A 24934-nucleotide genomic window follows, 5' to 3' on the forward strand; every position below is an offset into this window, starting at 1 on the left:
TAGAAAAAGGATGATATGCAGTCATCCTTTTTCTATCACATTACATATTGCAATAGAAATGGAATGATAATTATGCGAAAACTCGGCCTCATAACCGCATTATTTGCACTTCTATTTAGCTCTTTTACCGGATGTGATAATAGTCCTTTAGATAAAAAAGTGAAAGAAGAAGCAAAACGAACGGAGAAAGAAAAAGGTCCAAAGTTAACAAAGACGAGTACGGAATCCTTTAATCAATCTATATCACAAGGAGCGAAGAAAAGAGCTCTCGCTATGGATGAAATTACAAAAAGCACAGCAGTAAACTCAAATTTAGATCTCTACATAGCAGTTACACCGGAGCATCACGAAAGATTTGGATTAAAACCTCTACGTAAGAAGCTTCAAAAGCAGCTAAGTGATGAGCACCCTACTTTCGATGTTCGTGTAAGTACCGATAAAAAAATCTTTATGTTACTCGAAAAGCTCGAAAGAAAGATTAAGGACAAAAAAGTATCTAAAGATGAGATTAATAAGCAATTAAAATTCATTGGTAAAAAAATGGAGTCTAACACTTAACGCTTTTTAAAAGAAAAGGAAGGATTGCAATGTCTAGTAAAGATAAAAACTTAACCCCTGTACAACAGGAGTATAAAAAATTCGAGCAAGAACGCGAACCGAAACGACCTGTCTTAAAAAATTGTATAAAAGCCTTTTTCGTCGGTGGTTTTATTTGCTTCATAGGACAACTAATCTCTACTTTTTATATTACGTATTTCGATTTCACTGAACGTTCGGCAGGAAATCCAACCGTCGCAACTCTTATTTTCATTTCTATGTTACTAACTGGTTTCGGTATATATGATCGTTTTGGGCAGTTTGCTGGTGCTGGTACAGCTGTACCTGTTACTGGATTTGGTAACTCTGTTATTGCAGCATGTATCGAACACCGAACGGAAGGATTCGTCCTTGGTGTTGGCGGCAATATGTTTAAACTAGCGGGTTCTGTTATTTTATTTGGTGTATTTTCAGCTTTCGTCATCGCACTTATTAAAACGATTCTCGTTCAATGGGGAGGTCTATAAATGTTACAAGGACACCGAACGTGGGTATTTGAAAACAAACCAGTCATTATCTCAACAGGGGTTGTCGGTGGACCATTTGAAGCAAAGGGGAACATCCCAGAAGACTTCGATATCCTTCATGAAGATTTATGGCTCGGACAAGATTCCTATGAAAAAGCACATAAAATTTTATTCGAAGAAGCTTGTAGTCGCGCTACTGAAAAAGCGAAACTTCGTAAAGATGATATTCAATTTGTACTCGCAGGAGATTTAATTAATCAAATTACTCCAACAAGCTTTGCTTGCCGGACACTTGGCACTCCTTATCTCGGATTATTCGGGGCTTGTTCTACTTCTATGGAAGGTTTAGCACTTGGGGCAAGTATCGTAAATGCAAAAGGCGCAAAATATTTATTAACTGGTGCATCCAGTCATAATACAGCTGTAGAAAAACAATTCCGCTATCCTACCGAATACGGTGGACAAAAGCCGCCTACTGCACAGTGGACAGTAACCGGAGCAGGAGCCGCCATTTTAAGCGATACCGGACACGGCCCTAGGGTAACATCTGCCACAATTGGACGAGTTATTGATATGGGATTAACAGATCCTTTTAATATGGGAGGCGCAATGGCTCCAGCTGCAGTCGATACAATCGAAGCCCATTTACGCGAACGACAAATCGATGCCTCTTACTATGACCTAATCGTGACCGGTGATCTTGGTCATGTCGGTCGCGAAATTGCTTACGATTTACTACATAAGCATGGAACAAAAGTAACGAGCGAACAGTTTCAAGATTGCGGAATTATCATTTATAGAGAAGGACAACCTGTCATAGCCGGCGCTAGCGGGCCTGGATGTTCTGCAACCGTCGTGTACGGTCATTTATTAAATCGAATGAAAAGAGGAGAGTTCAAAAAAATACTTGTCGTTGCGACAGGCGCTTTACTATCTCCACTTACATTCCAACAAGAAGAAACGATTCCGTGTATCGCTCACGCCGTTTCGATTGAATTTGGAGGTGCAACGCAATGATTTTTTTCTGGGCTTTCGTCATTGGTGGACTCATATGTGTAATCGGACAACTTATGTTTGATGTCGGCAAGCTAACACCAGCTCATACAATGGCAACACTCGTTGTTGCCGGAGCTATATTAGATGGATTCAATTTGTATGAACCATTAATTGATTTCGCTGGAGCTGGTGCAACTGTACCTATTACAAGCTTCGGTAACGCCCTCGTTCATGGTGCGATGGAAGAAGCTGCAAAACATGGTATCGTTGGCGTCATTACCGGCATGTTTAAAGTAACGAGCGCCGGCGTATCCGCAGCTATTATTTTTGGTTTCATAGGAGCATTGTTATTTAAACCGAAAGGATAAGGAGTGTTTGTATGACTGTTATCGCTAGCGTAAAAACTTGCCTTGCTAGTGTAAGAGGAGCTCAAGCAAGTTTAAGCTCGCTTTCATTAAATTCACAAGACGACGAATCCAAACGTGTATTTCATGAATGTATGTTAGAAATGGATAGCGTCATCGCTGATTTACAGAATAGAGTTTCAGTATTAGAACGTGAAGAACCTCAATATAAAGGGTTTTAAGTAGACTGGAGGAAATGACTATGTCTCACCTGCCGGAATGGACACTTGTCATTCTTCGCTCTGTATTCATATTAATTATTTTATTTGCTATTACGAAATGGTTAGGGAAAAGACAAATCTCTCAGCTCTCCTTTTTTGAATACATTGCCGGAATGACAATCGGTGACATCGCTGCCCAAGTATCTACAGGGCTCGATTCGAAATTTTTCCACGGCGTCTTTGCGATACTCATTTTCGCTGCGGTACCTTTTTTCACAGGAATCCTCTCCTTAAAGAACAAAACAGCTCGGGATTTTTTTGAAGGGAAATCTACCGTATTAATAAAAGATGGAAAGATACTCGAAGATAACTTAAAGAAAGAAAAATATACGAGTGACGAATTACTTGAACTACTCCGAGGAAAAAGTGCGTTCAGCGTAGCGGAAGTCGAATTTGCTGTCTTAGAACCGAGCGGAGAATTAAATGTACTATTAAAGAAAGATTCTCAGCCACTTACAGCAAAAGACATCGGTTTAAAAGTACCAAACGAAAAAGAACCGCAAACTGTTATTATGGATGGAAATGTACTAGATGAACCTCTATCCTCCAGTGGACATAACCGCGCTTGGTTACATGCTGAACTAGAAAAACTCGGTGTTGTTATTGAAAATGTCTTTCTCGGTCAAGTCGATTCATACGGACAACTCACTATCGACATTTACAATGACAAACTTCAAATGCCTTCTCCTCAAAACAAACCTTTATTATTAGCATCTTTAAAAAAATGTCATGCTGATCTTGAACTATTTTCCCTAGAAACAAAGTCGAAATCAGCAAGTGAAATGTATAGTAAAAACGCGAAACAAATCGAAAAAATTTTAAATAAAGTAACCTATCTTTTAAAAGACTAATTATCGAAAGAACGCTTCAGTTAAAAGGCGTTCTTTTCTGTTTTTCTCCAGTTTTCATAACGTTTAAATTTACGTAATTCGGTTATGATGTTGAAGATACATAAGCAGGGAATTTCGAAAACATAGCGAATATTTCATGGTACAACTACATATTTTTTTGATTTAAAGTGGTTTCGTTTGACCTTTATTGACCATAATTGTATTATAAGACTAAGAAAGCTTTAGAAGGAGGAAATAACAGATGAATTTAATTCCTACAGTAATTGAACAAACAAATCGTGGAGAACGCGCTTACGATATTTACTCTCGACTATTAAAGGACCGCATCATTATGCTTGGTAGTGCAATTGATGACAACGTAGCTAACTCAATCGTTTCCCAGCTTTTATTCTTGGAATCTCAAGATCCAGAAAAAGATATTCACATCTACATCAACAGCCCTGGTGGTTCTATCACAGCGGGTATGGCAATCTATGATACAATGCAGTTTATTAAACCACAAGTATCAACAATCTGTATCGGTATGGCTGCATCTATGGGTGCATTCTTACTTGCAGCAGGTGAAAAAGGAAAACGTTATGCACTTCCAAACAGTGAAGTAATGATTCACCAACCACTTGGTGGAGCACAAGGTCAAGCGACTGAAATCGAAATCGCTGCAAAACGTATCCTATTCTTACGTGAAAAGCTAAACCAAATTCTTGCTGACCGCACTGGTCAACCACTTGAAGTACTACAACGCGATACAGATCGCGACAACTTCATGACAGCAGAAAAAGCTTTAGAATACGGTTTAATCGATAAGATCTTTACAAATCGTTAATAAATTAAAAGCGAAAGCGGCTCGTTCAGAATGGGAGGAGGATGGAGCTTCTGACAAAGAGGTGCTTTTTACCTCGACGGAAGAAGCGAAGCCACCGACCATTCTAGCCGCTGGAGCTGGATATAACTAAAAGCGGAAGCACCCTATAATTGGGCGCTTCTTTTATATATTGTTCCCCGCTCACATACCCCATCCAGTATCCCTCTAAATATATCAACGATTTTTCAATTATATCGAACAAAACTCAAATTATATCAACGATTTTTTTAATATATCAACGGTTCGACACAACATATCGATTTACCGACAATCTCCGATAAGGACAAATCAGCTAAATACCCCTCCCCGCTAATCCGCACAAACAACAAAACAAAAAAACTATCGCATATACGCGATAGCTCTTTATTGTACATATGCAGCTAATGCTTCTAAAGCCTCTTCTGCATCTGAACCTTCTGTTGTAATTGTTATCATGCTTCCAGTTCCAATTGCTAAGCTCATAATCCCCATTATGCTCTTTGCATTTACTGTCTTTCCATCTTTCTCAATAAAGATATCTGCATGAAAGCGATTTGCCTCTTGTACAAACAACGCAGCCGGACGTGCTTGTAAACCGTTTTTTAATGAAACCTGAACTCGTTTTTGAACCACAGCTCCATTTCCCCTTTAACCTCTTATTTTTTTGCTACCGTTTCCCCCGCGCGTAATTTCTCTGCAATTTCATCGATTTTACGCAAACGATGATTAATACCCGATTTACTAATTTTCCCCCCGGATACCATCTCACCTAACTCTTTCAATGTTACATCTTGATAATCTCTTCGTAGTTGCGCAATCTCTTGTAGTTTATCTGGCAATATATCAAGACCAACCGTCTCATCAATATAGCGGATATTTTCAATCTGCCTTAGCGCTGCACCAATTGTTTTATTTAAATTAGCTGTTTCGCAGTTCACTAAACGATTTACGGAATTACGCATATCACGTACGATTCGAATATCTTCAAACCTTAAAAGCGCATTATGAGCACCAATAATATTTAAAAATTCCGTAATTTTCTCCGCTTCTTTCAAATACGTAATGTACCCTTTTCTTCTTTCCAACGTCTTACTATTTAAATCAAATCCGTTCATCAGTTCACATATAGCATCATTATGTTCCTTATATAACGAAAAGATCTCTAAATGATAAGATGATGTTTCTGGGTTATTTACTGAACCACCTGCTAAAAATGCACCGCGTAAATACGATCGTTTACAACATTTTTTCTCAATCAATTCCTGTGATATATTTCGAATAAATGAAAAATCAGCTCGAACAATATGAAGATCTGCTAGTATTTCACGAGATTTTTCAACAAGTCGTACAATATACACATTATTTTTCTTCAATCGCATTTTTTTACGAACAAGTAATTCTACCGTCACATCATATCCTTTTTTCAAAAGCGTATAAATCCTTCTTGCAATTGCCGCATTTTCTGTTTGAATATCGATAGATAGACGACGGTTTGAAAAAGAAAGCGATCCGTTCATTCGAAGTAACGCCGATAATTCTGCTTTCTCACAGCATTCTTTCACTTCAAGATTCGTCAACTCTTTCTTTGTTTCTGATGCAAATGACACAGTCAACACCTCCTTATACGATTATTATGGAACAAAATTCTTGTCCTATATGAATGAGGAGCGCTACCTCAAACGAGGCAACGCATATTTATAACAATGAATATAAAATCGAAGCTAACTTTAACGTATCATGCCTTACAACACGATCATCATACTTCGCTAATCCCTCTTGAATAACATCAATATTATTTTCAGCAAAACGTTCTTCATCCACTACAACTGGTGTAGACATTTCTTCCTCATATAACTTACGTAATTCACAAGGAATCTCACGGTTATTTACAATTGCAGTATTGATAAATGGTTGCCCTAAATGATCGTGTAACGCCTGCACATGATCAAAAGCAGTATATCCCATCGTTTCACCCGCTTGTGTCATAACGTTACATACATATACCTTCTTCGCCTTTGCAGCAAGAACAGCGTCCCCAATTTTGTTAACAACTAAATTGGGTAATATACTCGTATACAAACTTCCTGGGCCGAAAACAAGTAAATCAGCTCGTTTAATCTCAGCCAACGTTTCATGCAATGGCTCTACATCTTCTGGAGTTAAAAAGACACGATTAATCTTCTTTCCGTAATAAGGAATCTTTGATTCACCTGTGACAATTTCTCCATCTTCAAGTTCCGCATGAAGTACCGCACTTTGATTCGCTGCTGGTAATACACGTCCTCTGACATTTAATACTTTACTTGTTTCCGTAATTGCATGGAAAAAGTCTCCCGTAATCGAGGTCATACCTGCCAACAATAGATTTCCTAACGCATGACCTTTCAGTCCGTCTCCTGTTGTGAAACGGTGCTGAAATAAAGCTTCCACCAGTGGCTCTACATCCGATAACGCAACAAGTACGTTACGGATGTCACCTGGAGGTGGAATTTCTAGCTCATCACGTAATCTACCCGAACTGCCACCATCATCAGCGATTGTAACAACTGCTGTAATATCAACAGGATATTGCTTTAATCCTCTTAATAAAACAGAAAGTCCAGTCCCGCCTCCCATGATGACAATTTTAGGCTTTCTCTCTTTTTTCATCCCTTAATGGCCCTTTCTCTTCTCCACATCACGATGAGATACATGAACACTATACTCTGGTTTCAAATGTTTCCCAAGGTATTCTGTAAGCGTAACAGAACGATGCTGTCCACCTGTACATCCAATTGCAATTACAAGTTGACTTTTGCCTTCTCTTTTATAATGAGGCAGCATGAAAGTAATCAGATCCGTCAACTTCTCTAAAAACTTATGTGTCTCATTAAATTTCAGTACATAAGAAGAAACTTCTTCATCTAGTCCTGTTAATGGCTTCATATGTGGAATGTAATATGGATTTGGTAAAAAACGAACATCAAATACTAAATCTGCATCAATTGGAATACCGTACTTAAATCCAAATGACATAACATTTACACGAAATGCTTGCTCAGTTTCTGTTGAGAACAAGTGAACAATTTTTTCACGTAATTCTTTCGGTTTTAAATCCGATGTATCAAGCACAATATTCGCTCGTGCCTTCATATCTGTTAATAAATTGCGCTCTGCTTCGATTCCCTTTAACGGCAAACCCGTTGGTGCAAGTGGATGCGAACGTCTCGTTTCTTTATAACGAGTTACAAGCGTACTATCTTTCGCATCTAAAAATAAAATATGAGGAATAATCCATGTACGTTCTGATAAATCATCAAGTGCTCCCCATAAATGTTCGAAAAACTCGCGGCCACGTAAATCAATACCAAGTGCCACTTTATTCATTTTCCCTTTTGAATCCGCCATAAGCTCAATAAACTTTGGCAATAACATCGGTGGTAAATTATCCACACAAAAATATCCTAAATCTTCAAAACTTTGTAAAGCTACTGTTTTTCCAGCTCCAGACATCCCTGTAATAATTACCATTTTTATATCATTATTCTCTGTCATCGTATCCTCTCCTTGACGGTTTAACTCGGATCTAATCGATATGAAAGCAACTCAAAATCTGGGGTATATACAAATGTACCGTAGATTATGCCATTTCCTTTAATTAAATAATCAATAATGTGATAATCTCCTGGCGCCATTGCTAAATCATCAATTTTATCAAATGTATGCCAACCAATGATGCCTTCTTCGCTCTCTAGTTTGTTTTCTCCTGCAAAATCTGTCGCTAAAAAGGAGAACATCATCCATTCAGAAACAACTTTATCACCTTCTTGGATGACAAAGGTGAAGACCCCCTTTAACGCTGGGTTTTTCAAATAAATACCTGTTTCTTCGCGATATTCGCGAACAACGGAATCTCTTACAGTCTCACCACGCTCCATTTTCCCGCCTGGTGCAACCCACCAATTTCGGCGAGGTTTTTGGAGTAAGAGTACTTCATTATCTCTAATTAACACACAGTTTGTCACTCTTTGCATGTTTCTTCACCTCAGCTACTTGCAGTAAAATTCCTCACTGCATACTTCTTTCATTATACTATCAAAAACAGTTTGCTACAACGAAGGAGCCAGTCCTCTTTCGCTAAGCATATGCTACTCAGCAATTTTAAAAAAGCTTTCCATAACAAGCAATGTAAATGCTTAGACTTTTAATGAATAGCATGAAAAATCCCCTTAACGATTTTTATCGCCAAGGGGATTAAAGCCCTTATTTCTTACCGAAATAAGTAACAATTGCAAATCCTAAAATAAAGGTAATAATTGAACTTATAATTGAAAATCCGCCGGTCGGAATCCCAGGGAATACAATTACAATCGAACCGATTACAAGTCCAATAATTGCCGCAAATGTCATACTTTTATAACGATCTAATAAAAAACTAATGCCTTTACTACTTACAACGAACCCTACCATAACACCAGCACCGATAACCACGATTAAAGGTAAGTTAAGTGTAGTTAAAGCGTTAATTGCTGTTGGATACACACCAATAATTAATAAAATAAACGATCCACTAATCCCAGGAAGTAGCATAGCCATACTAGCCATCCATCCTGCGAAAAATAAACCAATTGCATTTAAAATTGTTAACGTCGTAATTGGATCTGCTGCCTTATCTGGTTTAAAGAAAGCTGTAATCGCAACAAGAATTGCTGCAACTATTAATAAAACGATGTGCTTACCTTTAAACGACGACTTTGCATCAGCTTCCCTCATTAACATCGGTAATATACTAATAATTAAACCGAGGAAGAAAAATTGAGTCGGCTCATAATGATTTGCAAGTAAATATTTAATGACGTGACTTAACGTTAAAAATGCCGCTGCCACACCAGCTGCAAGGGGAATTAAAAATCCTAAATGTTTTTTCCATTCACGACTAAAGAATCCACTAATTGCCGCAAGCAATTGTTCATAAATCCCTAACACAACAGCGATTGTACCGCCGCTCACACCAGGAATTAAATCACTAACGCCCATACAAAATCCACGATATATATTACGCCATTCCATACTGAATAAATTCCTCATTTCTTATAGTGATTTTTTCCGTAAAGTCCAGTATATCAATAAGAAAGCTTATAATCCTTATATTTTTTGACGAAATTTTGACATTTTCACACAAAAAAAGAAGAAAGCTCCTGTCGGTAGCTTTCTTCTCGCAAGGTATATTATCCCTTATTTTTCTGATACAGTTTTTAATTCCTCTAATAATTCTTCTACGTAATGTTGTGCGCTTTGTGCTGCGATACTACCGTCACCTGTTGCAGTTACAATTTGACGAAGCATTTTTTCACGAACATCACCAGCTGCGAAAATACCAGGAATTTTCGTTTCCATACGTTCGTTCGTTTCAAGGTAACCATTTTCATTTGTAATACCTAATTCAACAAATGGTTTTGATAATGGTAACATACCGATGTATACGAATACGCCGTCAGTTTTGACTTCTTTCTCTTCTCCACTGTTTACGTCTACAAGTGTTACACTTCCTACTTTACCACTTGCTTCGTTAATTTCTTTTATAGTGTGGTTCCAAATGAAATCTACTTTTTCGTTTTGGAAAGCACGATCTTGTAAAATTTTCTGTGCACGAAGCGTGTCACGACGGTGAACGATCGTTACTTTTGATGCGAAGCGTGTTAAGAACACACCCTCTTCAACAGCAGAATCTCCGCCGCCAATTACGATAAGTTCTTTTCCTTTAAAGAATGCCCCGTCACATACTGCACAATATGATACACCGCGGCCGCCAAGTTCTGTTTCACCCGGTACACCAATTTTTTTATACTCTGCACCGCTTGCAACGATAATTGCACGTGCTTTATATTCTTTTTTACCAGCAATAATTGTTTTGTATTCTTTACCATCGATGACTTCTTTCACATCACCGTATGCATATTCAGCACCAAATTTCTTCGCATGCTCGAACATTTTATTTGATAAGTCTGGTCCTAAAATAGACTCATAACCTGGGTAGTTTTCTACATCTTCTGTGTTTGCCATTTGGCCACCTGGAATACCACGCTCAAGCATTAATGTGCTTAAATTTGCACGAGATGTATATACTGCAGCTGTCATACCAGCTGGTCCTGCACCAATAATAACGACATCATAAATTTTTTCTTCTGACACACTATTCACTCCTATCCATTCCTACACAATTAAGTTACCCTCATTATACTGTTAGCATCATTTTTTTCCCAATGATTTGCTTATCTTATGTGTGCGTACGCTTAACAGCTTGCACATACTTTCGGACAGTCGCTACAGATACATTATATACATCTCCAAGCTCCGACTGTGTCATTTTATTTCCTTGTTCGCCGCGTACAATGTATTCAATCGCAGCTGACCAGCCGTACACATTTGTAAATATGTCTCCAGATGTATATAAACGTATGAACGTACAAAACCAAAAGTGTAAACACTCTTCAATTAATTCATCATCTTTTTTCGTATAATTGTATAATGCATCCGCGATTCGTACGCACTGCTCAAATTGTTGTAAATCAGCTGGAATACTCTTATGACTATTAAGTAAAAAGAAGTACTTTGCAAGTTGCGATACGATGGGAACACCGTTCTTCGCTTGCGTTATATCAAAGAAGAATCCAACCTTCTCCGGCGTTGACAATTCATTCATTAAATATAAAGCTAGCATTTGTTCTTCTAACGTCGCACTTTGCTGAAATGATTTTCGTAATTCTTCAAATAACACGTTTTGTCCTTCATCTGCTAAATTCAGCGCATTCCACGGTTCTTTTCCCTTTTTATCAGGATGCAATTCCACGACATGTTGCCACATTTTTTCAGCTAGTTGCTGATCTTTCACCATATAAGCAGAATATGCAAACCAATAATAAAAACTAACGTCTCCTTCGTATCCTTGACGCTTTAATAGTTTGAACCATTTATATGCATGCTCGAAATAACCAATTGTTGCAAGTGTAGTTCCCAATTTCAAACGATGTTCAAATGAAATCGGATATACTGAAACTAGCTGTCCCGCTAACGCTTCTACTTGTTTATGCTCTCCAATTGAATATAGAAAAATAAGCGTATTACAAAGCGCATGTATATTACCAGGATTTTTCTCTAAAATCATTTCTGTTAACTTCAGTGCTTTGTCTACATTACCCGATTGAAAATGTGCAATGGCTAAATTATTATGACCTGACCAAAATTCCGGATAATCTTTCGTAACAATTTCTAATGTAGCAATTGCTTCTTCCAATTGTCCATTACGAATATAGCGATTCGCTTCTTCCTGCATAACAATTAAATCATCTTCATCTTCAATCTCTTCCGCACCCATTGCTTCTTCTTCCATAATCTCAAGAAGTTCTAATGTATCTTCTACGAATTCCTTCTCTTTTGCAACTTCTAAATAACGATCCGCATATTTCTTCGCCTGTTGAAATAACCCCATATATGCATAATTATTTGCAATAAAATAATAGCACTGTTCAAGTTCTGGATTAGATCTAACTAACTTTAAGAAGATTTGATTCGACTCTTGATATTCACCAGCCTCAGATAATACTGTTGCTAATTGACATAAAATAAACGGCTCCTTCTCACTTTGTGCCGCTCTTCGAAAATATTTAATTGCATCTTGCAATTTTTGCCCTTTGTAAGCTCTCATCCCTTTTTTATAAAAGAATTCCGCTAATTGATTAAAAGAGATAACTTGTCCGTTCTCCTTATATATCCTTTGATTTTTCCCCATATATCCTCCAGTTTTTTGTTTTCTTCGTTCACACATTCTTCTATCTATAAGTATAAACGATTCCGTAAAAAACAAAACAGTATATTATACTCAATTATTTCCTTTTTATTCATAAAAAAAGAGGAGAAATGTTACATTTTCACCATGAACCTTCTCTTGCGATCATTTGCTCTTTCGTATAAATAATACGCATTGGATTTCCACCTACGAAAGCACCGCTCGGTACATCTCTATGAACAAGTGTGCCAGCTGAGACAGTCGCACCGTCTCCAATTTTCACACCTGGTAATATTGTTACATTCGCTCCAATCATCACTTCATTTCCAATGACGATTTCCCCAAGTCGATATTCACGAATTAAATATTCATGTGCTAAAAGCGTTGTGTTATAGCCAATAATCGAATTCTCTCCCACAGTTATCTTTTCCGGGAACATAATATCCGGCATTACCATAAGCGCAAATGATGTTTTCTTTCCTACTTTCATCCGTAAAAAAGTGCGGTACAACCAATTCTTCACAGATAAAAATGGCGTGTAACGCGCAATTTGGATAATAATAAAGTTTTTCATTACCTTCCAAAAAGAAACTGTTTTATACACATTCCATAATGAATTTTCTCCTGAAACAGGATAGCGCGTTGTCCGTCGCACTTAGCTCGCTCCTCTACTAACTTACTTGGACCTTTATGAACGGTTCATATTAGACAAAATCGGTAGCAAATCACTCATTTTATCTAGCATAAAGTCCGGCTTGTAAGCTTCTAAATACGCTCTACCTTTCAGCGTCCATGAAACTGCAGCTGTTTTCGTCCCCGCATTTTGACCACCAACAATATCATGATGATTATCTCCAACCATCAATGCCTCTTCTGGTTTTGCATCTAATAATTCAAGCGCTTTTTGAAGTGGCTCTGGATGTGGTTTCACATGCTCTACATCATCAATTGTCACGACAACATCAAAAAATTCATCAAGCTTTGACAACTGTAATCCCATCTCAACGGTTTGTCTCGCTTTCGTTGTAACAATACCAACTTTATAACCTTGCTTCTTCAACTCTCGAACCGTTTCATATACAGTTTCATATTCTTCTACTAATTCATCATGATGATCATGGTTAAATTCGCGATAACTTGTAATCATCTCTTCAACCTTACTTTCATCAATCTTACTGAAAGTATCATGCAAAGATGGACCGATAAATGGCAACACATCTTCACGCTTATATTGATTTGGATAATATGTATTTAAAGTATGTAAAAAAGAAGAAATAATAAGTTCGTTTGTATTAATTAAAGTTCCATCTAAATCAAATAACACTGTATTTATTCTCATTGCCTTAGTCCTTTCGCCTTCCTGAATATGAAAGAAGCAGCATCTTATAATAAGATGCTACTTTTCTCTAATTTTCCGAATATCTTTTATCAGCTTGCCCCATTTTTCGTCTCACAATAATGAAAATAATAGAAATAACAACAAGTCCAATTGACATTACTTGCGCAATACGAAGTGGTCCTAGCATTAAACTATCTGTACGTAAGCCTTCTACGAAGAAGCGTCCTACTGAATACCAAATTAAATATGTGAAGAATAACTCTCCACGGCGTAAATTCACTTTTCTTAATGCAAGTAGTAAAATTACACCTGCAAAATTCCATAATGATTCATATAAAAACGTCGGATGATAATACACACCCTCAATATACATTTGATTAATAATGAAATCTGGTAAATGAAGACCTTCTAAAAACTGTCTCGTTACTTCATCACCATGCGCCTCTTGGTTCATAAAGTTTCCCCATCGGCCAATTGCTTGTCCTAGTAAAATACTTGGTGCAGCAATATCCGCCAACTTCCAGAATGAAACCCCGCGTCGCTTTGCAAAAAGAATCCCTGTAATAACCGCTCCGATTAAACCACCATGAATCGCCAAGCCACCTTGACGAATATTAATAATTTGACTCGGGTTTTGCGCGTAATATTCCCATTCAAAAATAACATAGTACATTCTCGCAAATAGAATAGCGATCGGTACTGCAATTAATACAAGGTCAACAAATGTATCTTTTGGAATACCTAGCCTTTCTCCCTCGCGAGTTGCTAGCCAAAGACCTAATAGCACACCTGTACCGATAATAATCCCGTACCAATAAACAGGAAACGGCCCAAGTTGGACAGCTACGCGGTCAAGCTGCGGTACAGAACCTAACAGCATATGTATGACCTCCCTCTCCAATGTTTACTCCTGATTTCCTAACTCAATCGCACTCATTAATCGTTCTGAGAACTGCTGTGCTGCATTGACTCCCATACGCTTTAAACGGAAGTTCATCGCTGCTACTTCAATAATAACAGCCAAGTTTCGACCAGGACGAACTGGAAGTGTAATCTTCGTAAGTTCTGTATCAATAATTTTCATCTTCTCTTCATCAAGACCTAAGCGATCATAATTTTTCTTTTGATCCCAAATTTCAAGATTAATAACAAGTGTAATACGCTTATAATTTCGCACTGCCCCTGCACCGAATAACGTCATAACGTTAATGATACCTAGACCACGAATTTCTAATAAATGCTCAATTAAATCTGGTGAGCTTCCTACTAATGTATCTTCATCTTCTTGGCGAATTTCTACACTATCATCCGCAACAAGGCGGTGACCACGCTTCACAAGTTCAAGAGCTGTCTCACTTTTACCAACACCACTTTGACCTGTAATTAAAACACCAACACCGTAAATATCTACTAATACACCATGAACAGCAGTTGTTGGTGCTAGCTTACCTTCTAAATAATTAGTTAAACGACTTGATAATCTCGTTGTCGTTTGAGAAGAACGTAATAAAGGCATGCCTGATTCACGTGATGCTTGTAATAACTCATCTGGTACATCTTGATTACGAGTTATAATAATACATGGCGTCTCCTCGGTACAAAGCGCTTTCATTCTCTCTTGTTTTTGCTCTGTTGTTAACGTATCAAAGAACGTAAGCTCCGTTTTTCCAAGAAGCTGCACACGATCAGCTGGATAATATGTAAAGAATCCTGCCATTTCAATTCCAGGTCGTGATAAATCACTTGTATCAATCGGACGATGAATTCCTTCCTCACCACTTATTAACTCCAATTGAAATTGTTCAATTAAATCTTTTGTCCTTACTTTTGGCATATGTATAAACCTCCACTCCGCTGCGGGTTCAGTCTCGTTTGATGTAAAATTCCATTCTACCGGATATTGTACCATTTTTTTCTGGAAACAAGAAATACGGTTTCTAATAAATAGAAAAAAACATTTCATACGAATAATGAAATGTTTTTCTTTTTGTCATTTTCTCTTTTTTTCATATAGAGGTTCCACAATTGCCTTTTCAATAATCATATTAAAAATTGAAATACAAATTGCCGCAACAATCGCTACACCAAATCCTGATATATTAAAAGCATCTCCTAATAATGAATCTGCTATTTTTAACGTAATCGCATTAATAACAATTAAGAAGAAGCCGAAAGTTACAACAGTAATTGGTAGCGTAATTAAAATTAAAAACGGCTTTACGAACACATTTAAAACCGCCAATATAATACTCGCAATAATTGCAGTTTGTATATTTGCTACGTAAAATGCATCTGGTGCAATCCCTTTTAAAAGCCCCGATACAGCGATTAACACAACGCTATTTACAAGAAGTGATACAATCCATCTCATTTTCTTACACATCCTTTTGACATATATATTTCATCATACGCTAATAGATAATAAACGCAAGTATGATACAAACACTTATATCAACTTATTCTACTCTTCATGCTTGTATACCTACTAACACTTCTTTGTGAAATAAGGGCCGCACCACCTATGTTCATGAGTTTTCACAAAGGTCCAAGTGAAATCTTTATCTACCATATAGATATCACCTTTATACGCATCGTCTGTCTCACACAATATATCATCCATATGTAACAAACTCGCATCCTTTATTAGCAATACATCATCACAGTGTTGGTAGAAAATGTAGCACTCCTTTTTCACTTCATTATGAAACTCGTTTTCCGCTTCTTTACCCTCTAAACACTTCTTTTTCTCATAACTAAATATGTGCCATAGATAACCACATGCATACCTATCTCCATGAAGAAAAATATCTTCTTTTTCTTTATCACTTAAATGATTTGCAAAGTGATCCTCCCAGCACTTTCGAAAATATACACCCCAACTTTGAAATTCTCTTACCTTCATATTTTTCTTTCTTAACACCTCTAAAAACTCCATCTTCTCCCCCTATACAATAAAAACCGAGTGTCATTTCCACTCGGTTTTTATTCACACACTTATTGCGATAATTCTACTTCTTTTATTTTCTCTTTCATTCTTGCTTTATCACGATTTAAAATCTCTTTTAAATACTTACCTGTATACGAGCGCTCTTCTTTCACTACTTGCTCTGGCGTTCCGGAAGCAACAATTTGTCCACCTTTGTCCCCGCCTTCTGGTCCAAGGTCAACAATATAATCCGCTGTTTTTATCACATCTAAATTATGTTCAATTACAAGTACCGTCTCACCGCTCTCAACAAGACGTTGCAGCACTTCTAGAAGACGTGCAATATCATGCGCATGTAAACCAGTCGTTGGCTCATCTAAAATATATAACGTACGACCTGTAGAACGACGGTGTAATTCAGAAGCTAATTTCACACGCTGTGCTTCCCCACCAGATAATGTTGTTGCTGGTTGACCTAATTTCATATAACCAAGCCCAACATCTACAAGCGTTTGAAGTTTACGCTTAATTTTAGGAATATTGGCGAAGAATTCTACTCCATCTTCAATTGTCATCCCTAACACTTCAGAAATATTCTTATCTTTATATTTCACTTCTAACGTTTCACGATTATATCGTTTACCGTGACAAACTTCGCACGGAACATACACATCTGGTAAGAAGTGCATTTCGATTTTAATAATTCCATCACCACGGCACGCTTCACAACGTCCACCTTTTACATTAAAGCTGAAACGTCCTTTTTGATATCCGCGCACTTTCGCTTCATTCGTTTGTGCAAACACATCACGAATATCATCGAATACACCTGTATACGTCGCTGGATTAGAACGTGGTGTACGACCAATTGGCGATTGATCAATATCAATTACTTTATCTAAATTTTCAAGACCTTTAATCTCTTTATGAGTACCTGGCTTCGCTTTCGCTTTATATAACTTTTGCGCCAACGATTTATATAGTACTTCATTAATCATCGTACTTTTACCTGATCCAGATACACCTGTTACCGCTACAAACGTACCGAGTGGGAATGACATTTTTGCATTCTTTAAGTTATTCTCTTTTGCGCCGACAATCTCCACTTTACGTCCGTCACCTTTACGTCTTTCAAGTGGAACTGGAATAAACTCTTTACCGCTTAAATATTTTCCTGTTAACGAATTATCATCTTGCATCACTTCAGCTGGTGTCCCTGCCGATACAACTTGCCCACCGTGAATACCTGCACCTGGTCCGATATCAAGTAAATAATCAGCAGCCATCATCGTATCTTCATCATGCTCAACAACGATTAATGTATTACCTAAATCGCGCATTTCTTGCAATGTACGAATAAGACGATCGTTATCGCGCTGGTGTAAACCAATTGAAGGCTCATCAAGAATATAAAGTACGCCAGTTAGACGAGAACCAATTTGCGTCGCTAAACGAATACGCTGCGCCTCACCACCTGATAACGTACCAGCCGCACGACTTAGCGTTAAATAATCTAAACCAACGTTCACTAAGAATCCAACGCGCTCCTGAATTTCTCTTAAAATTAAATGAGCTATTTTTTGTTGCTTCTCCGTTAGCTCTACATTCGAGAAAAATTCTTGTACTTCTTGAACTGAATACTTCGTTACGTCAGCAATCGTTTTATCACCAACAAAAACAGCTAAGCTTTCAGGCTTTAAACGGCCGCCTTTACACTTCGGACAAGCTTGTTCTGCCATATACTTTTCCATTTGCTCACGAATGTAATCGGAACTCGTTTCACGATAACGACGTTCAATGTTTGGAATAACACCTTCAAATAAAATCTCATTTTCCTTTACTTGACCGAATTCATTTACATAGCGGAAATAAACCTTCTCTTCCCCGCTTCCGTACAACACTTTATCAAATAAATCTTTCGGTATATCTTTCACAGGCATATCCATATCAACGCCGTAGTGATTACATACAGATTGTAAAAGTTGTGGATAGTATTGTGAACTTGTCGGTTCCCAAGGTGCAATCGCATGTTCATTTAATGATAAATCCCAGTTCGGGATAACAAGTTCTAAATCTACCTCTAGCTTTGAACCAAGTCCATCACAAGAAGGACAAGCTCCGAACGGACTGTTGAATGAGAACATACGCGGCTCTAATTCTCCGATTGAAAAACCACAATGCGGACAAGCATGATGTTCACTAAATAGAAGTTCCTCTTCTCCCATTACATCGATTAAAACTCGGCCTCCGCCAAGCTTTAATGCACTTTCAAGTGAATCAGCAAGACGGCTTGCGATTCCTTCTTTTACAACAATACGGTCAATTACAACTTCAATGGAATGCTTCTTATTTTTATCTAACGTAATCTCTTCAGACACATCGAGCATTTCACCATCAACACGTACACGAACATATCCTTGCTTCTTAATATCTTCAAGTACTTTCACATGTGCACCTTTACGACCAGAAACGATAGGAGCTAACACTTGTAATTTCGTACGTTCAGGATATTCAAGAACACGGTCTACCATCTGCTCTACTGTTTGTGATGTAATTTCAATCCCATGATTTGGACAAATTGGCGTACCAATTCGCGCAAATAATAAACGTAAATAATCATAAATCTCCGTTACCGTTCCGACAGTTGAACGTGGATTACGACTCGTCGTTTTTTGATCGATTGAAATCGCTGGTGACAATCCTTCAATCGTATCTACATCCGGCTTATCCATTTGTCCTAAAAACTGGCGCGCATACGCAGATAACGATTCTACGTATCTGCGCTGCCCTTCTGCATAAATCGTATCAAATGCTAATGATGATTTCCCCGAACCAGACAATCCCGTTACAACGACAAGCTGATTTCTCGGAATGGTTACATCAATATTTTTTAAGTTATGTGCTCTAGCACCTTTTACAACGATAAAATCCTTGCTCTTACTCACTCTTTTCACCCTTCCGCTTTTAATTCTAATAGTAAATCTCTTAGTTCAGCTGCACGCTCGAAGTCTAACGCTTTTGCTGCTTCTTTCATCTCTGCTTCCATCTTCGCAATTGTCTTTTCACGCTCTTTTTTCGTCATTTTCTTAGCAGGAGTTGCTTCGTATGTTTCTGTCTCTTCAGCAGTTGTCGTTGCACGGATTACATCACGTACGCCTTTTTGAATCGTTTTCGGCGTAATACCATGCTCTTTATTGTAGGCTTCTTGTATAGTACGACGACGCTGCGTTTCTTCAATTGCAATTCCCATTGATCTTGTTATACGATCTGCGTACATAATAACTCGGCCGTTTTCATTACGCGCGGCACGACCAATTGTTTGAATTAATGAGCGCTCTGAACGTAAGAACCCTTCCTTATCAGCATCTAAAATCGCTACAAGTGATACTTCTGGAATATCTAATCCTTCTCGTAATAAGTTAATACCGACCAGTACATCAAACTTACCAAGGCGAAGATCGCGGATAATTTCAATACGTTCTAACGTTTTAATTTCAGAGTGAAGATAGTTAACTTTAATTCCTACATCTTTTAAGTAGTCCGTTAAATCCTCTGACATTTTCTTCGTTAAAGTCGTAATTAATACACGTTCATTTTTTGCAATACGATCTTGAATCTCTCCTAATAAATCGTCAATTTGCCCTTCAATAGGTCGTATATCGATTGGTGGATCTAAAAGCCCTGTTGGACGAATAATTTGTTCTATTACTTCTGGTGACTGCTCTAACTCGTACGGTCCTGGCGTCGCCGAAACGTAAATAACTTGATTCGTTTTCTCCTCAAACTCATCAAACATGAGCGGTCTATTATCTAAAGCTGACGGCAGACGGAATCCATGATCCACAAGCACTTGCTTACGTGCTTGGTCCCCGTTATACATCGCTCTTACTTGTGGCACTGATACGTGCGACTCATCCATAACAATTAAGAAATCTTCCGGGAAATAGTCCAATAACGTATACGGTGTTGCACCCGCTGGACGAAGTGTTAAATGACGGGAATAGTTTTCAATCCCTGAACAAAAGCCCATCTCGCGCATCATTTCTAAATCATAACGTGTACGCTGCTCTATACGCTGCGCTTCTAACAACTTACCGTTATCATTTAATTCCTTTAAACGCTCTTCTAATTCTTTTTCAATATTTTCAATAGCGACCTTCATTTTCTCTTCACGTGTAACGAAGTGAGATGCTGGGAAGATTGCTACATGATCACGTTCTGCTAATACTTCACCTGTTAACGCATTTACTTCACGAATACGATCGATTTCATCACCGAAAAATTCAATTCGAATACAATGCTCATCAAGTGATGCTGGGAAGATTTCAACTACATCTCCGCGCACACGGAATGTACCACGCTTGAAATCAATATCATTACGTCCATACTGTACATCAACAAGTTCACGAAGCAATTGATTGCGGTCCTTCTCCATACCAACTCGAAGTGATACAACTAACTCGCGGTATTCTTCAGGAGAACCTAAACCATATATACACGAAACACTCGCAACGATAATTACATCGTCCCGTTCAAATAATGCAGACGTTGCTGAGTGACGCAATTTATCAATTTCATCATTAATCTGCGCGTCCTTTTCAATAAACGTATCTGTTTGTGGTACATACGCTTCCGGCTGATAATAATCGTAATAACTAACAAAATACTCAACTGCATTATTCGGGAAAAAGTCTTTCAACTCACTATATAACTGTCCTGCTAACGTTTTATTGTGAGCCATAACAAGTGTTGGCTTTTGCACTTCTTTAATGACATTTGAAATCGTAAATGTCTTACCCGTTCCTGTCGCTCCAAGCAACACTTGCTTTTTCTTTCCACTATTAATTCCCTCTACAAGCTTCTCTATAGCTACCGGCTGATCACCTTGCGGGGAATACGCTGATATAATTTCAAATTGATGTTCCAAGTAAAATCCGACCTCCTCATAAAAATCTGTATTATTATTTTACCACGAATGCCTATAAAAAACCTAAAAAAACGAACAGATATTCGGTAAAGTTTTCGACAATATACACATAGAAAAAGGAAGGAGTAAATACTTCCTTCCTCTACTAACTCTATTTTTTAGGTACATATACTAAGTCATATCCATTGCGCCCAGCTTCATTCGTACAATCTATTAGCCTATAAGTGATTCCTGATTCGCGCTGGTCTTTAACAATACTTTTACAACTATCTTTATGTAACCCTTTATCCTTCCCAGCAAATTTGTCTTTTCTATTATCTGACACATAAAATATATCGTTCCCACTATACTCTAACGTTTGAAAAATCGGGTCCCCTTCAAGGGTATACTGTACAATTCTTATTTTATCAACTTCCCTTTGCTCGACATTCAAAACGAACTTTTCAAATTTATCTAGATTGGAAATCCTGGTTCCCTTTACAATGACATCGTTCTTCTTATCAATTGTAGTGTTAGATGGTGAACATGCTACTAAAGTAAAAAGAAATAGACATATAAAACTGATTCTTTTTCCTATTGTCATCCTCTCCTATAAAAATTATTTGTATACCCAAAAGCTACTTTCAACTATGAAAGTAGCTTTTCTTTTCCTTTCTCCTTCTTCGGAAAAAACACATATGAAAATGAAATCGCTGTATCAACTAAAAATATAATCGCCCACACTTGGCTCACGCGACTTGCAGCTTTATTTAAAACGATTCCCGATTCTAACCAATTACCCCATTGTTCAAATGGAATAAATCCATACGCGAAGAAAAAGAATATGTGCACACCAACGAATAAAACAAGATGTAATACCCAATTTTTTATTTCCTGCTTTGCATAGGCCATACCTGTTAATTCTATCTGTTTTTCAATAATAGGCGCTGGTTCATTACGCCATTTCGCAACTAGCTTTTGCGCAAATATATCAAGCTTCTTCAAATCCTTTTTCCCATAGAAAACTGCATACAATAAAATAATTACAGTAATAATTTGAAAATTAGAGAACTTTCCTGTTTGATAATAGTCCACTGCCCCTAATGTTAAAATAAACACTTCATTTACGAGGAGTACAATCCCCATAATAAAGCTCGCCTTCTTCAAACGAAATCCGTAACGGAGTAAAAAGAAACCGATAGCCGATAACCAAAATATAATCTCTGCCCCAATTAAAAAATACCAACGATATTCTGCGAGTATGCTCATTTATCCTTCTCCCTTTCATCATAAATACGAAAAGCTTCATCCATATATAATAAAAACTCTTCTTCAATTGGATACATGCTCATTTTCTGTGAATCTTCCTTTGATTTTCTAACTTCCCATAACTTATCTAAAAACGCTTCGTCACCATTAGCCATTTCTAAACACTTTTGCATTAATCTCTTCATTGCCCTTTGTACCTCATCACTAGCGGCTTCTTTACCCTCTTTCATAAAAATACGTAATTGCTTTAATAAATCTACCCATTCTAAAACATTCGGATCTTCCTCACTCATATTCGGCAAATTATGAAGCAACTTTTGTTCTTCCTTTGAAAATACTTCATTTTGAAATATTTCACGTATACGAGGAGACTGTTTTGAAAGCTGAATAAGTTCAAACATAACTTTCCAATCAAGTTCTCCCTCTACATCTACCGAATAAACAACCGCTTGTAAAACACGCTCCATTCGATTGAACTTCTTTTGCTCTTCTTGTACAAATCGAAGTTGGTTTTCAAGTGATTTTTTCAAATCCAGCTCACCTTTTACTAACATATTCGCAACTTCTTTTAATGAAAATCCCATTTCTTTTAAAAATAAAATTTGTTGCAAACGAATAACGTCAGCTTCACTATATAACCGATGCCCACCCTCTGTTTTTCCGCTCGGCTTTAATAAATCTATTTGATCATAATAACGTAGTGTACGTACTGTAACCCCTGTTTCCCTCGTCAATTCTTGTATTGAAATCACTACCATCACCTCTTCCCCCTCATTATAAAAGATGACGTTACGTCACTTTCAAGCATTTTGTAAAAAAAATACAAAAAGCTGTTTATACAAAGTGTATAAACAGCTTTTATGGAAATAACCCCTTTTGTATGGCGCGCCCACAAAATAAAATAAGTGCTCCAACAACAACACTCGTTGCCGTTTTATGATAATGGGCTAATAATAATAAATAATACGATAAACCTACAGTACCAATCATAATACAAATACTCGGCACTGGATTACGAGAAAAATTTTGCATTCCCCAAAGAAGCGCAAATATAGCTGTAGCGACACATAACACCGGTAATCCCATCCCAGTTCCCCTTTTTCTATCTATTATCCCTTGTTGCTAATACGCTCGTTGATGCGATACTTATTAATAAACCAAAAATAGCAATATATAATAGCTCAGTTACATGTACTGCTTGCCTATCTAAATACTTATTTACACAAAGATACATAATAAACAAGAAAACGAAGCTTGTAATACAAATCGTAAAATATGACTTCATCTTGTTCACAACTCGCTCATCAATCGATGGTACTCCCTCTTCTTTCAAACGCTTCTGCTCTTTATATTCCGAAATTCCATATAAAATGACTAGCGCTACATTCGATATAAAAATAGTTCCTTACGAAATACTTAAAATCATTAAACTCGTATTTAAAAGAATTCCTGCTACAAGCAAACTCCCTACGAATCTCATGACCTCTCTCTTACTCATACATGATCAACCTCTTTTCGATTTCTATATTTCCACTTCGGCCAATAGTTCACAAGAAAATACACCCACTGCCCTAGTACAAATAAAACAAACGGCATACCAGCATTTCCATCAACAATTAAATTATATAAACTCCATATCGCTAAACTAATCGTAAAAAATAGCCCTACATATTTAAACGCTTTATCTGACTGAAATCTCTCAAACTCATCCTGCATTTTTTATTCCCCCTATCGCTATGCTCGTTTTCCTACCATAACTCCTATAATGAGACTACCTGCAAATAAGGAACTACATATTATAAATATCTCTTGCACTGGTATAACAGCCCTGCCTATTGCTTTACTCGCAACAATATAAACAATAAGCAACAGAAATGCGAATACAAATGAGACGTTTACATGCTTTTTTATATTTTCATTTACTCGCTCATCTATATCGGGAAGTTCTTCTTTTTTGTACTTACGTTTTTTGTAATACACATACACTATCAAAAATACAATTGCTAAAACGTTACTCACTACGAGCGGTAAAATTGGTATAGCCGGATTCATAATATGAACTATAATGTCTCCTAAAAACAATCCAAAAGTCGCACCTATAAATAACTTTTTAGTATCGTTCATTTTTCCTCCCCTTACTCTAGCGTAAACATTTCCTCCACCTTCACTCCAAAATATTTGGCGATTTTTAAGGATAACTCTAGACTCGGGTTATAATGATGGTTTTCAATCGCCACGATTGTCTGCCGCGTCACCTGCATCGCCTTTGCCATTTCAACTTGTGTTATATGATTTTGCTTTCTTAACTCTTTTATTTTATTTTTCACACCCATAGGATCCACCTTCAAAAGT

General features: G+C 37.3%; 31 protein-coding genes. 7 read left to right on the forward strand and 24 right to left on the reverse strand.

Translation table 11 applies throughout. From position 1 onward, the window contains the following. Positions 1-72 precede the first annotated feature (72 nt). From AC241_RS25500 to clpP, 7 genes are all read left to right on the forward strand, one after another. Positions 73-558: a YhcN/YlaJ family sporulation lipoprotein gene (locus AC241_RS25500; protein ID WP_016079756.1), complete on the forward strand. Its 486-nt coding sequence runs from the start codon at positions 73-75 to the stop codon at positions 556-558. A 29-nt stretch (positions 559-587) separates the two neighbouring features. After that, positions 588-1064, forward strand: coding sequence for a stage V sporulation protein AC (gene spoVAC, locus AC241_RS25505; RefSeq protein ID WP_000095399.1), 477 nt, complete (start codon positions 588-590; stop codon positions 1062-1064). After that, on the forward strand, positions 1065-2081 hold the full coding sequence (gene spoVAD, locus AC241_RS25510; RefSeq protein WP_050844700.1) for a stage V sporulation protein AD: 1017 nt from the start codon (positions 1065-1067) through the stop codon (positions 2079-2081). It begins immediately after the preceding gene. After that, positions 2078-2428, forward strand: a complete 351-nt coding sequence (gene spoVAE, locus AC241_RS25515) for a stage V sporulation protein AE (RefSeq protein ID WP_000575919.1) — start codon at positions 2078-2080, stop codon at positions 2426-2428. The genes spoVAD and spoVAE overlap by 4 nt, the downstream gene beginning before the upstream one ends. 11 nt (positions 2429-2439) lie before the next feature. Beyond that, complete coding sequence (locus AC241_RS25520) at positions 2440-2646, forward strand: DUF1657 domain-containing protein (RefSeq protein ID WP_016079754.1); 207 nt, start codon at positions 2440-2442, stop codon at positions 2644-2646. A 20-nt stretch (positions 2647-2666) separates the two neighbouring features. Further along, entirely contained in the window at positions 2667-3536 is an 870-nt protein-coding gene (locus AC241_RS25525; RefSeq protein WP_029443588.1) for a DUF421 domain-containing protein, read from the forward strand. Positions 3537-3777: 241 nt separating this feature from the next. Continuing rightward, the gene (gene clpP / locus AC241_RS25530) at positions 3778-4359 is read left to right on the forward strand and encodes an ATP-dependent Clp endopeptidase proteolytic subunit ClpP (protein ID WP_001049162.1); all 582 of its coding nucleotides are present in this window, start codon (positions 3778-3780) and stop codon (positions 4357-4359) included. Between the two features lie 402 nt (positions 4360-4761). Here the strand turns inward: clpP and AC241_RS25535 are convergent, their stop codons facing one another. The 24 genes from AC241_RS25535 to AC241_RS25650 form a co-directional block, all read right to left on the reverse strand. Beyond that, positions 4762-5010, reverse strand: coding sequence for an HPr family phosphocarrier protein (locus tag AC241_RS25535; protein WP_000250307.1), 249 nt, complete (start codon positions 5008-5010; stop codon positions 4762-4764). Between the two features lie 23 nt (positions 5011-5033). Then, entirely contained in the window at positions 5034-5984 is a 951-nt protein-coding gene (gene whiA, locus AC241_RS25540; protein ID WP_016079752.1) for a DNA-binding protein WhiA, read from the reverse strand. 88 nt (positions 5985-6072) lie between these two features. Next, positions 6073-7026 (reverse strand): gluconeogenesis factor YvcK family protein, encoded by a 954-nt coding sequence (locus AC241_RS25545; protein WP_000712187.1) that lies wholly within the window; start codon positions 7024-7026, stop codon positions 6073-6075. A gap of 3 nt (positions 7027-7029) precedes the next feature. Beyond that, entirely contained in the window at positions 7030-7911 is an 882-nt protein-coding gene (gene rapZ / locus AC241_RS25550) for an RNase adapter RapZ (RefSeq protein WP_000138459.1), read from the reverse strand. Positions 7912-7931: 20 nt separating this feature from the next. Continuing rightward, complete coding sequence (locus AC241_RS25555) at positions 7932-8390, reverse strand: NUDIX hydrolase (protein ID WP_001190080.1); 459 nt, start codon at positions 8388-8390, stop codon at positions 7932-7934. A 229-nt stretch (positions 8391-8619) separates the two neighbouring features. Continuing rightward, positions 8620-9426 carry a DUF368 domain-containing protein gene (locus AC241_RS25560; protein WP_000455196.1) on the reverse strand — a complete coding sequence of 269 codons (807 nt, stop codon included), beginning with the start codon at positions 9424-9426 and terminating at the stop codon, positions 8620-8622. Between the two features lie 165 nt (positions 9427-9591). Then, the gene (trxB, locus tag AC241_RS25565; protein WP_001288078.1) at positions 9592-10548 is read right to left on the reverse strand and encodes a thioredoxin-disulfide reductase; all 957 of its coding nucleotides are present in this window, start codon (positions 10546-10548) and stop codon (positions 9592-9594) included. Between the two features lie 85 nt (positions 10549-10633). After that, positions 10634-12145, reverse strand: coding sequence for a tetratricopeptide repeat protein (locus AC241_RS25570; protein ID WP_016079751.1), 1512 nt, complete (start codon positions 12143-12145; stop codon positions 10634-10636). 139 nt (positions 12146-12284) lie between these two features. Continuing rightward, positions 12285-12797 (reverse strand): acyltransferase, encoded by a 513-nt coding sequence (locus tag AC241_RS25575; RefSeq protein ID WP_016079750.1) that lies wholly within the window; start codon positions 12795-12797, stop codon positions 12285-12287. 33 nt (positions 12798-12830) lie between these two features. Continuing rightward, entirely contained in the window at positions 12831-13481 is a 651-nt protein-coding gene (ppaX, locus tag AC241_RS25580) for a pyrophosphatase PpaX (RefSeq protein ID WP_001222403.1), read from the reverse strand. 67 nt (positions 13482-13548) lie between these two features. Next, complete coding sequence (lgt, locus tag AC241_RS25585; protein WP_000924240.1) at positions 13549-14361, reverse strand: prolipoprotein diacylglyceryl transferase; 813 nt, start codon at positions 14359-14361, stop codon at positions 13549-13551. Positions 14362-14385: 24 nt separating this feature from the next. Then, entirely contained in the window at positions 14386-15315 is a 930-nt protein-coding gene (hprK, locus tag AC241_RS25590) for an HPr(Ser) kinase/phosphatase (RefSeq protein WP_001127251.1), read from the reverse strand. A 156-nt stretch (positions 15316-15471) separates the two neighbouring features. After that, entirely contained in the window at positions 15472-15852 is a 381-nt protein-coding gene (locus tag AC241_RS25595; RefSeq protein ID WP_001267308.1) for a phage holin family protein, read from the reverse strand. Positions 15853-15966: 114 nt separating this feature from the next. Further along, positions 15967-16416, reverse strand: a complete 450-nt coding sequence (locus AC241_RS25600) for a DUF4275 family protein (protein WP_050844701.1) — start codon at positions 16414-16416, stop codon at positions 15967-15969. A 59-nt stretch (positions 16417-16475) separates the two neighbouring features. Beyond that, complete coding sequence (gene uvrA, locus AC241_RS25605) at positions 16476-19352, reverse strand: excinuclease ABC subunit UvrA (RefSeq protein WP_050844702.1); 2877 nt, start codon at positions 19350-19352, stop codon at positions 16476-16478. Between the two features lie 5 nt (positions 19353-19357). Next, positions 19358-21334, reverse strand: coding sequence for an excinuclease ABC subunit B (gene uvrB, locus AC241_RS25610; RefSeq protein WP_000400989.1), 1977 nt, complete (start codon positions 21332-21334; stop codon positions 19358-19360). Between the two features lie 151 nt (positions 21335-21485). Continuing rightward, positions 21486-21917 (reverse strand): DUF4362 domain-containing protein, encoded by a 432-nt coding sequence (locus AC241_RS25615; RefSeq protein ID WP_029443592.1) that lies wholly within the window; start codon positions 21915-21917, stop codon positions 21486-21488. Positions 21918-21961: 44 nt separating this feature from the next. Next, a complete protein-coding gene (locus tag AC241_RS25620; RefSeq protein ID WP_050844703.1) occupies positions 21962-22582 on the reverse strand; it encodes a hypothetical protein in 621 nt (206 codons plus the stop codon). Continuing rightward, a complete protein-coding gene (locus AC241_RS25625) occupies positions 22579-23340 on the reverse strand; it encodes a MerR family transcriptional regulator (RefSeq protein WP_050844704.1) in 762 nt (253 codons plus the stop codon). The genes AC241_RS25620 and AC241_RS25625 overlap by 4 nt, the downstream gene beginning before the upstream one ends. Before the next feature lie 100 nt (positions 23341-23440). Next, a complete protein-coding gene (locus tag AC241_RS25630; RefSeq protein WP_000524131.1) occupies positions 23441-23668 on the reverse strand; it encodes a hypothetical protein in 228 nt (75 codons plus the stop codon). Positions 23669-23684: 16 nt separating this feature from the next. Beyond that, positions 23685-23981 (reverse strand): ATPase, encoded by a 297-nt coding sequence (locus AC241_RS25635; RefSeq protein ID WP_224413696.1) that lies wholly within the window; start codon positions 23979-23981, stop codon positions 23685-23687. A 95-nt stretch (positions 23982-24076) separates the two neighbouring features. Further along, positions 24077-24298 (reverse strand): hypothetical protein, encoded by a 222-nt coding sequence (locus tag AC241_RS25640; protein ID WP_050844705.1) that lies wholly within the window; start codon positions 24296-24298, stop codon positions 24077-24079. Between the two features lie 18 nt (positions 24299-24316). Continuing rightward, complete coding sequence (locus AC241_RS25645) at positions 24317-24706, reverse strand: hypothetical protein (protein WP_050844706.1); 390 nt, start codon at positions 24704-24706, stop codon at positions 24317-24319. 11 nt (positions 24707-24717) lie between these two features. Next, the gene (locus AC241_RS25650; protein WP_048564224.1) at positions 24718-24915 is read right to left on the reverse strand and encodes a helix-turn-helix transcriptional regulator; all 198 of its coding nucleotides are present in this window, start codon (positions 24913-24915) and stop codon (positions 24718-24720) included. Positions 24916-24934 lie beyond the last annotated feature (19 nt).

This window comes from Bacillus thuringiensis (assembly GCF_001182785.1).
Taxonomy (GTDB): Bacteria; Bacillota; Bacilli; order Bacillales; family Bacillaceae_G; genus Bacillus_A; species Bacillus_A thuringiensis_S.

What these genes read in the sequence shown, in the direction of transcription:
- AC241_RS25500 (WP_016079756.1), top strand. Translation starts at nt 73, where the DNA reads ATGCGAAAACTCGGCCTCATAACCGCATTATTTGCACTTCTATTTAGC.
- spoVAC (WP_000095399.1), top strand. Translation starts at nt 588, where the DNA reads ATGTCTAGTAAAGATAAAAACTTAACCCCTGTACAACAGGAGTATAAA.
- spoVAD (WP_050844700.1), top strand. Translation starts at nt 1,065, where the DNA reads ATGTTACAAGGACACCGAACGTGGGTATTTGAAAACAAACCAGTCATT.
- spoVAE (WP_000575919.1), top strand. Translation starts at nt 2,078, where the DNA reads ATGATTTTTTTCTGGGCTTTCGTCATTGGTGGACTCATATGTGTAATC.
- AC241_RS25520 (WP_016079754.1), top strand. Translation starts at nt 2,440, where the DNA reads ATGACTGTTATCGCTAGCGTAAAAACTTGCCTTGCTAGTGTAAGAGGA.
- AC241_RS25525 (WP_029443588.1), top strand. Translation starts at nt 2,667, where the DNA reads ATGTCTCACCTGCCGGAATGGACACTTGTCATTCTTCGCTCTGTATTC.
- clpP (WP_001049162.1), top strand. Translation starts at nt 3,778, where the DNA reads ATGAATTTAATTCCTACAGTAATTGAACAAACAAATCGTGGAGAACGC.
- AC241_RS25545 (WP_000712187.1), bottom strand. Translation starts at nt 7,026, where the DNA reads ATGAAAAAAGAGAGAAAGCCTAAAATTGTCATCATGGGAGGCGGGACT.
- rapZ (WP_000138459.1), bottom strand. Translation starts at nt 7,911, where the DNA reads ATGACAGAGAATAATGATATAAAAATGGTAATTATTACAGGGATGTCT.
- AC241_RS25555 (WP_001190080.1), bottom strand. Translation starts at nt 8,390, where the DNA reads ATGCAAAGAGTGACAAACTGTGTGTTAATTAGAGATAATGAAGTACTC.
- AC241_RS25560 (WP_000455196.1), bottom strand. Translation starts at nt 9,426, where the DNA reads ATGGAATGGCGTAATATATATCGTGGATTTTGTATGGGCGTTAGTGAT.
- AC241_RS25570 (WP_016079751.1), bottom strand. Translation starts at nt 12,145, where the DNA reads ATGGGGAAAAATCAAAGGATATATAAGGAGAACGGACAAGTTATCTCT.
- ppaX (WP_001222403.1), bottom strand. Translation starts at nt 13,481, where the DNA reads ATGAGAATAAATACAGTGTTATTTGATTTAGATGGAACTTTAATTAAT.
- lgt (WP_000924240.1), bottom strand. Translation starts at nt 14,361, where the DNA reads ATGCTGTTAGGTTCTGTACCGCAGCTTGACCGCGTAGCTGTCCAACTT.
- hprK (WP_001127251.1), bottom strand. Translation starts at nt 15,315, where the DNA reads ATGCCAAAAGTAAGGACAAAAGATTTAATTGAACAATTTCAATTGGAG.
- AC241_RS25595 (WP_001267308.1), bottom strand. Translation starts at nt 15,852, where the DNA reads ATGAGATGGATTGTATCACTTCTTGTAAATAGCGTTGTGTTAATCGCT.
- AC241_RS25600 (WP_050844701.1), bottom strand. Translation starts at nt 16,416, where the DNA reads ATGGAGTTTTTAGAGGTGTTAAGAAAGAAAAATATGAAGGTAAGAGAA.
- AC241_RS25615 (WP_029443592.1), bottom strand. Translation starts at nt 21,917, where the DNA reads ATGACAATAGGAAAAAGAATCAGTTTTATATGTCTATTTCTTTTTACT.
- AC241_RS25620 (WP_050844703.1), bottom strand. Translation starts at nt 22,582, where the DNA reads ATGAGCATACTCGCAGAATATCGTTGGTATTTTTTAATTGGGGCAGAG.
- AC241_RS25625 (WP_050844704.1), bottom strand. Translation starts at nt 23,340, where the DNA reads ATGGTAGTGATTTCAATACAAGAATTGACGAGGGAAACAGGGGTTACA.
- AC241_RS25630 (WP_000524131.1), bottom strand. Translation starts at nt 23,668, where the DNA reads ATGGGATTACCGGTGTTATGTGTCGCTACAGCTATATTTGCGCTTCTT.
- AC241_RS25640 (WP_050844705.1), bottom strand. Translation starts at nt 24,298, where the DNA reads ATGCAGGATGAGTTTGAGAGATTTCAGTCAGATAAAGCGTTTAAATAT.
- AC241_RS25645 (WP_050844706.1), bottom strand. Translation starts at nt 24,706, where the DNA reads ATGAACGATACTAAAAAGTTATTTATAGGTGCGACTTTTGGATTGTTT.
- AC241_RS25650 (WP_048564224.1), bottom strand. Translation starts at nt 24,915, where the DNA reads ATGGGTGTGAAAAATAAAATAAAAGAGTTAAGAAAGCAAAATCATATA.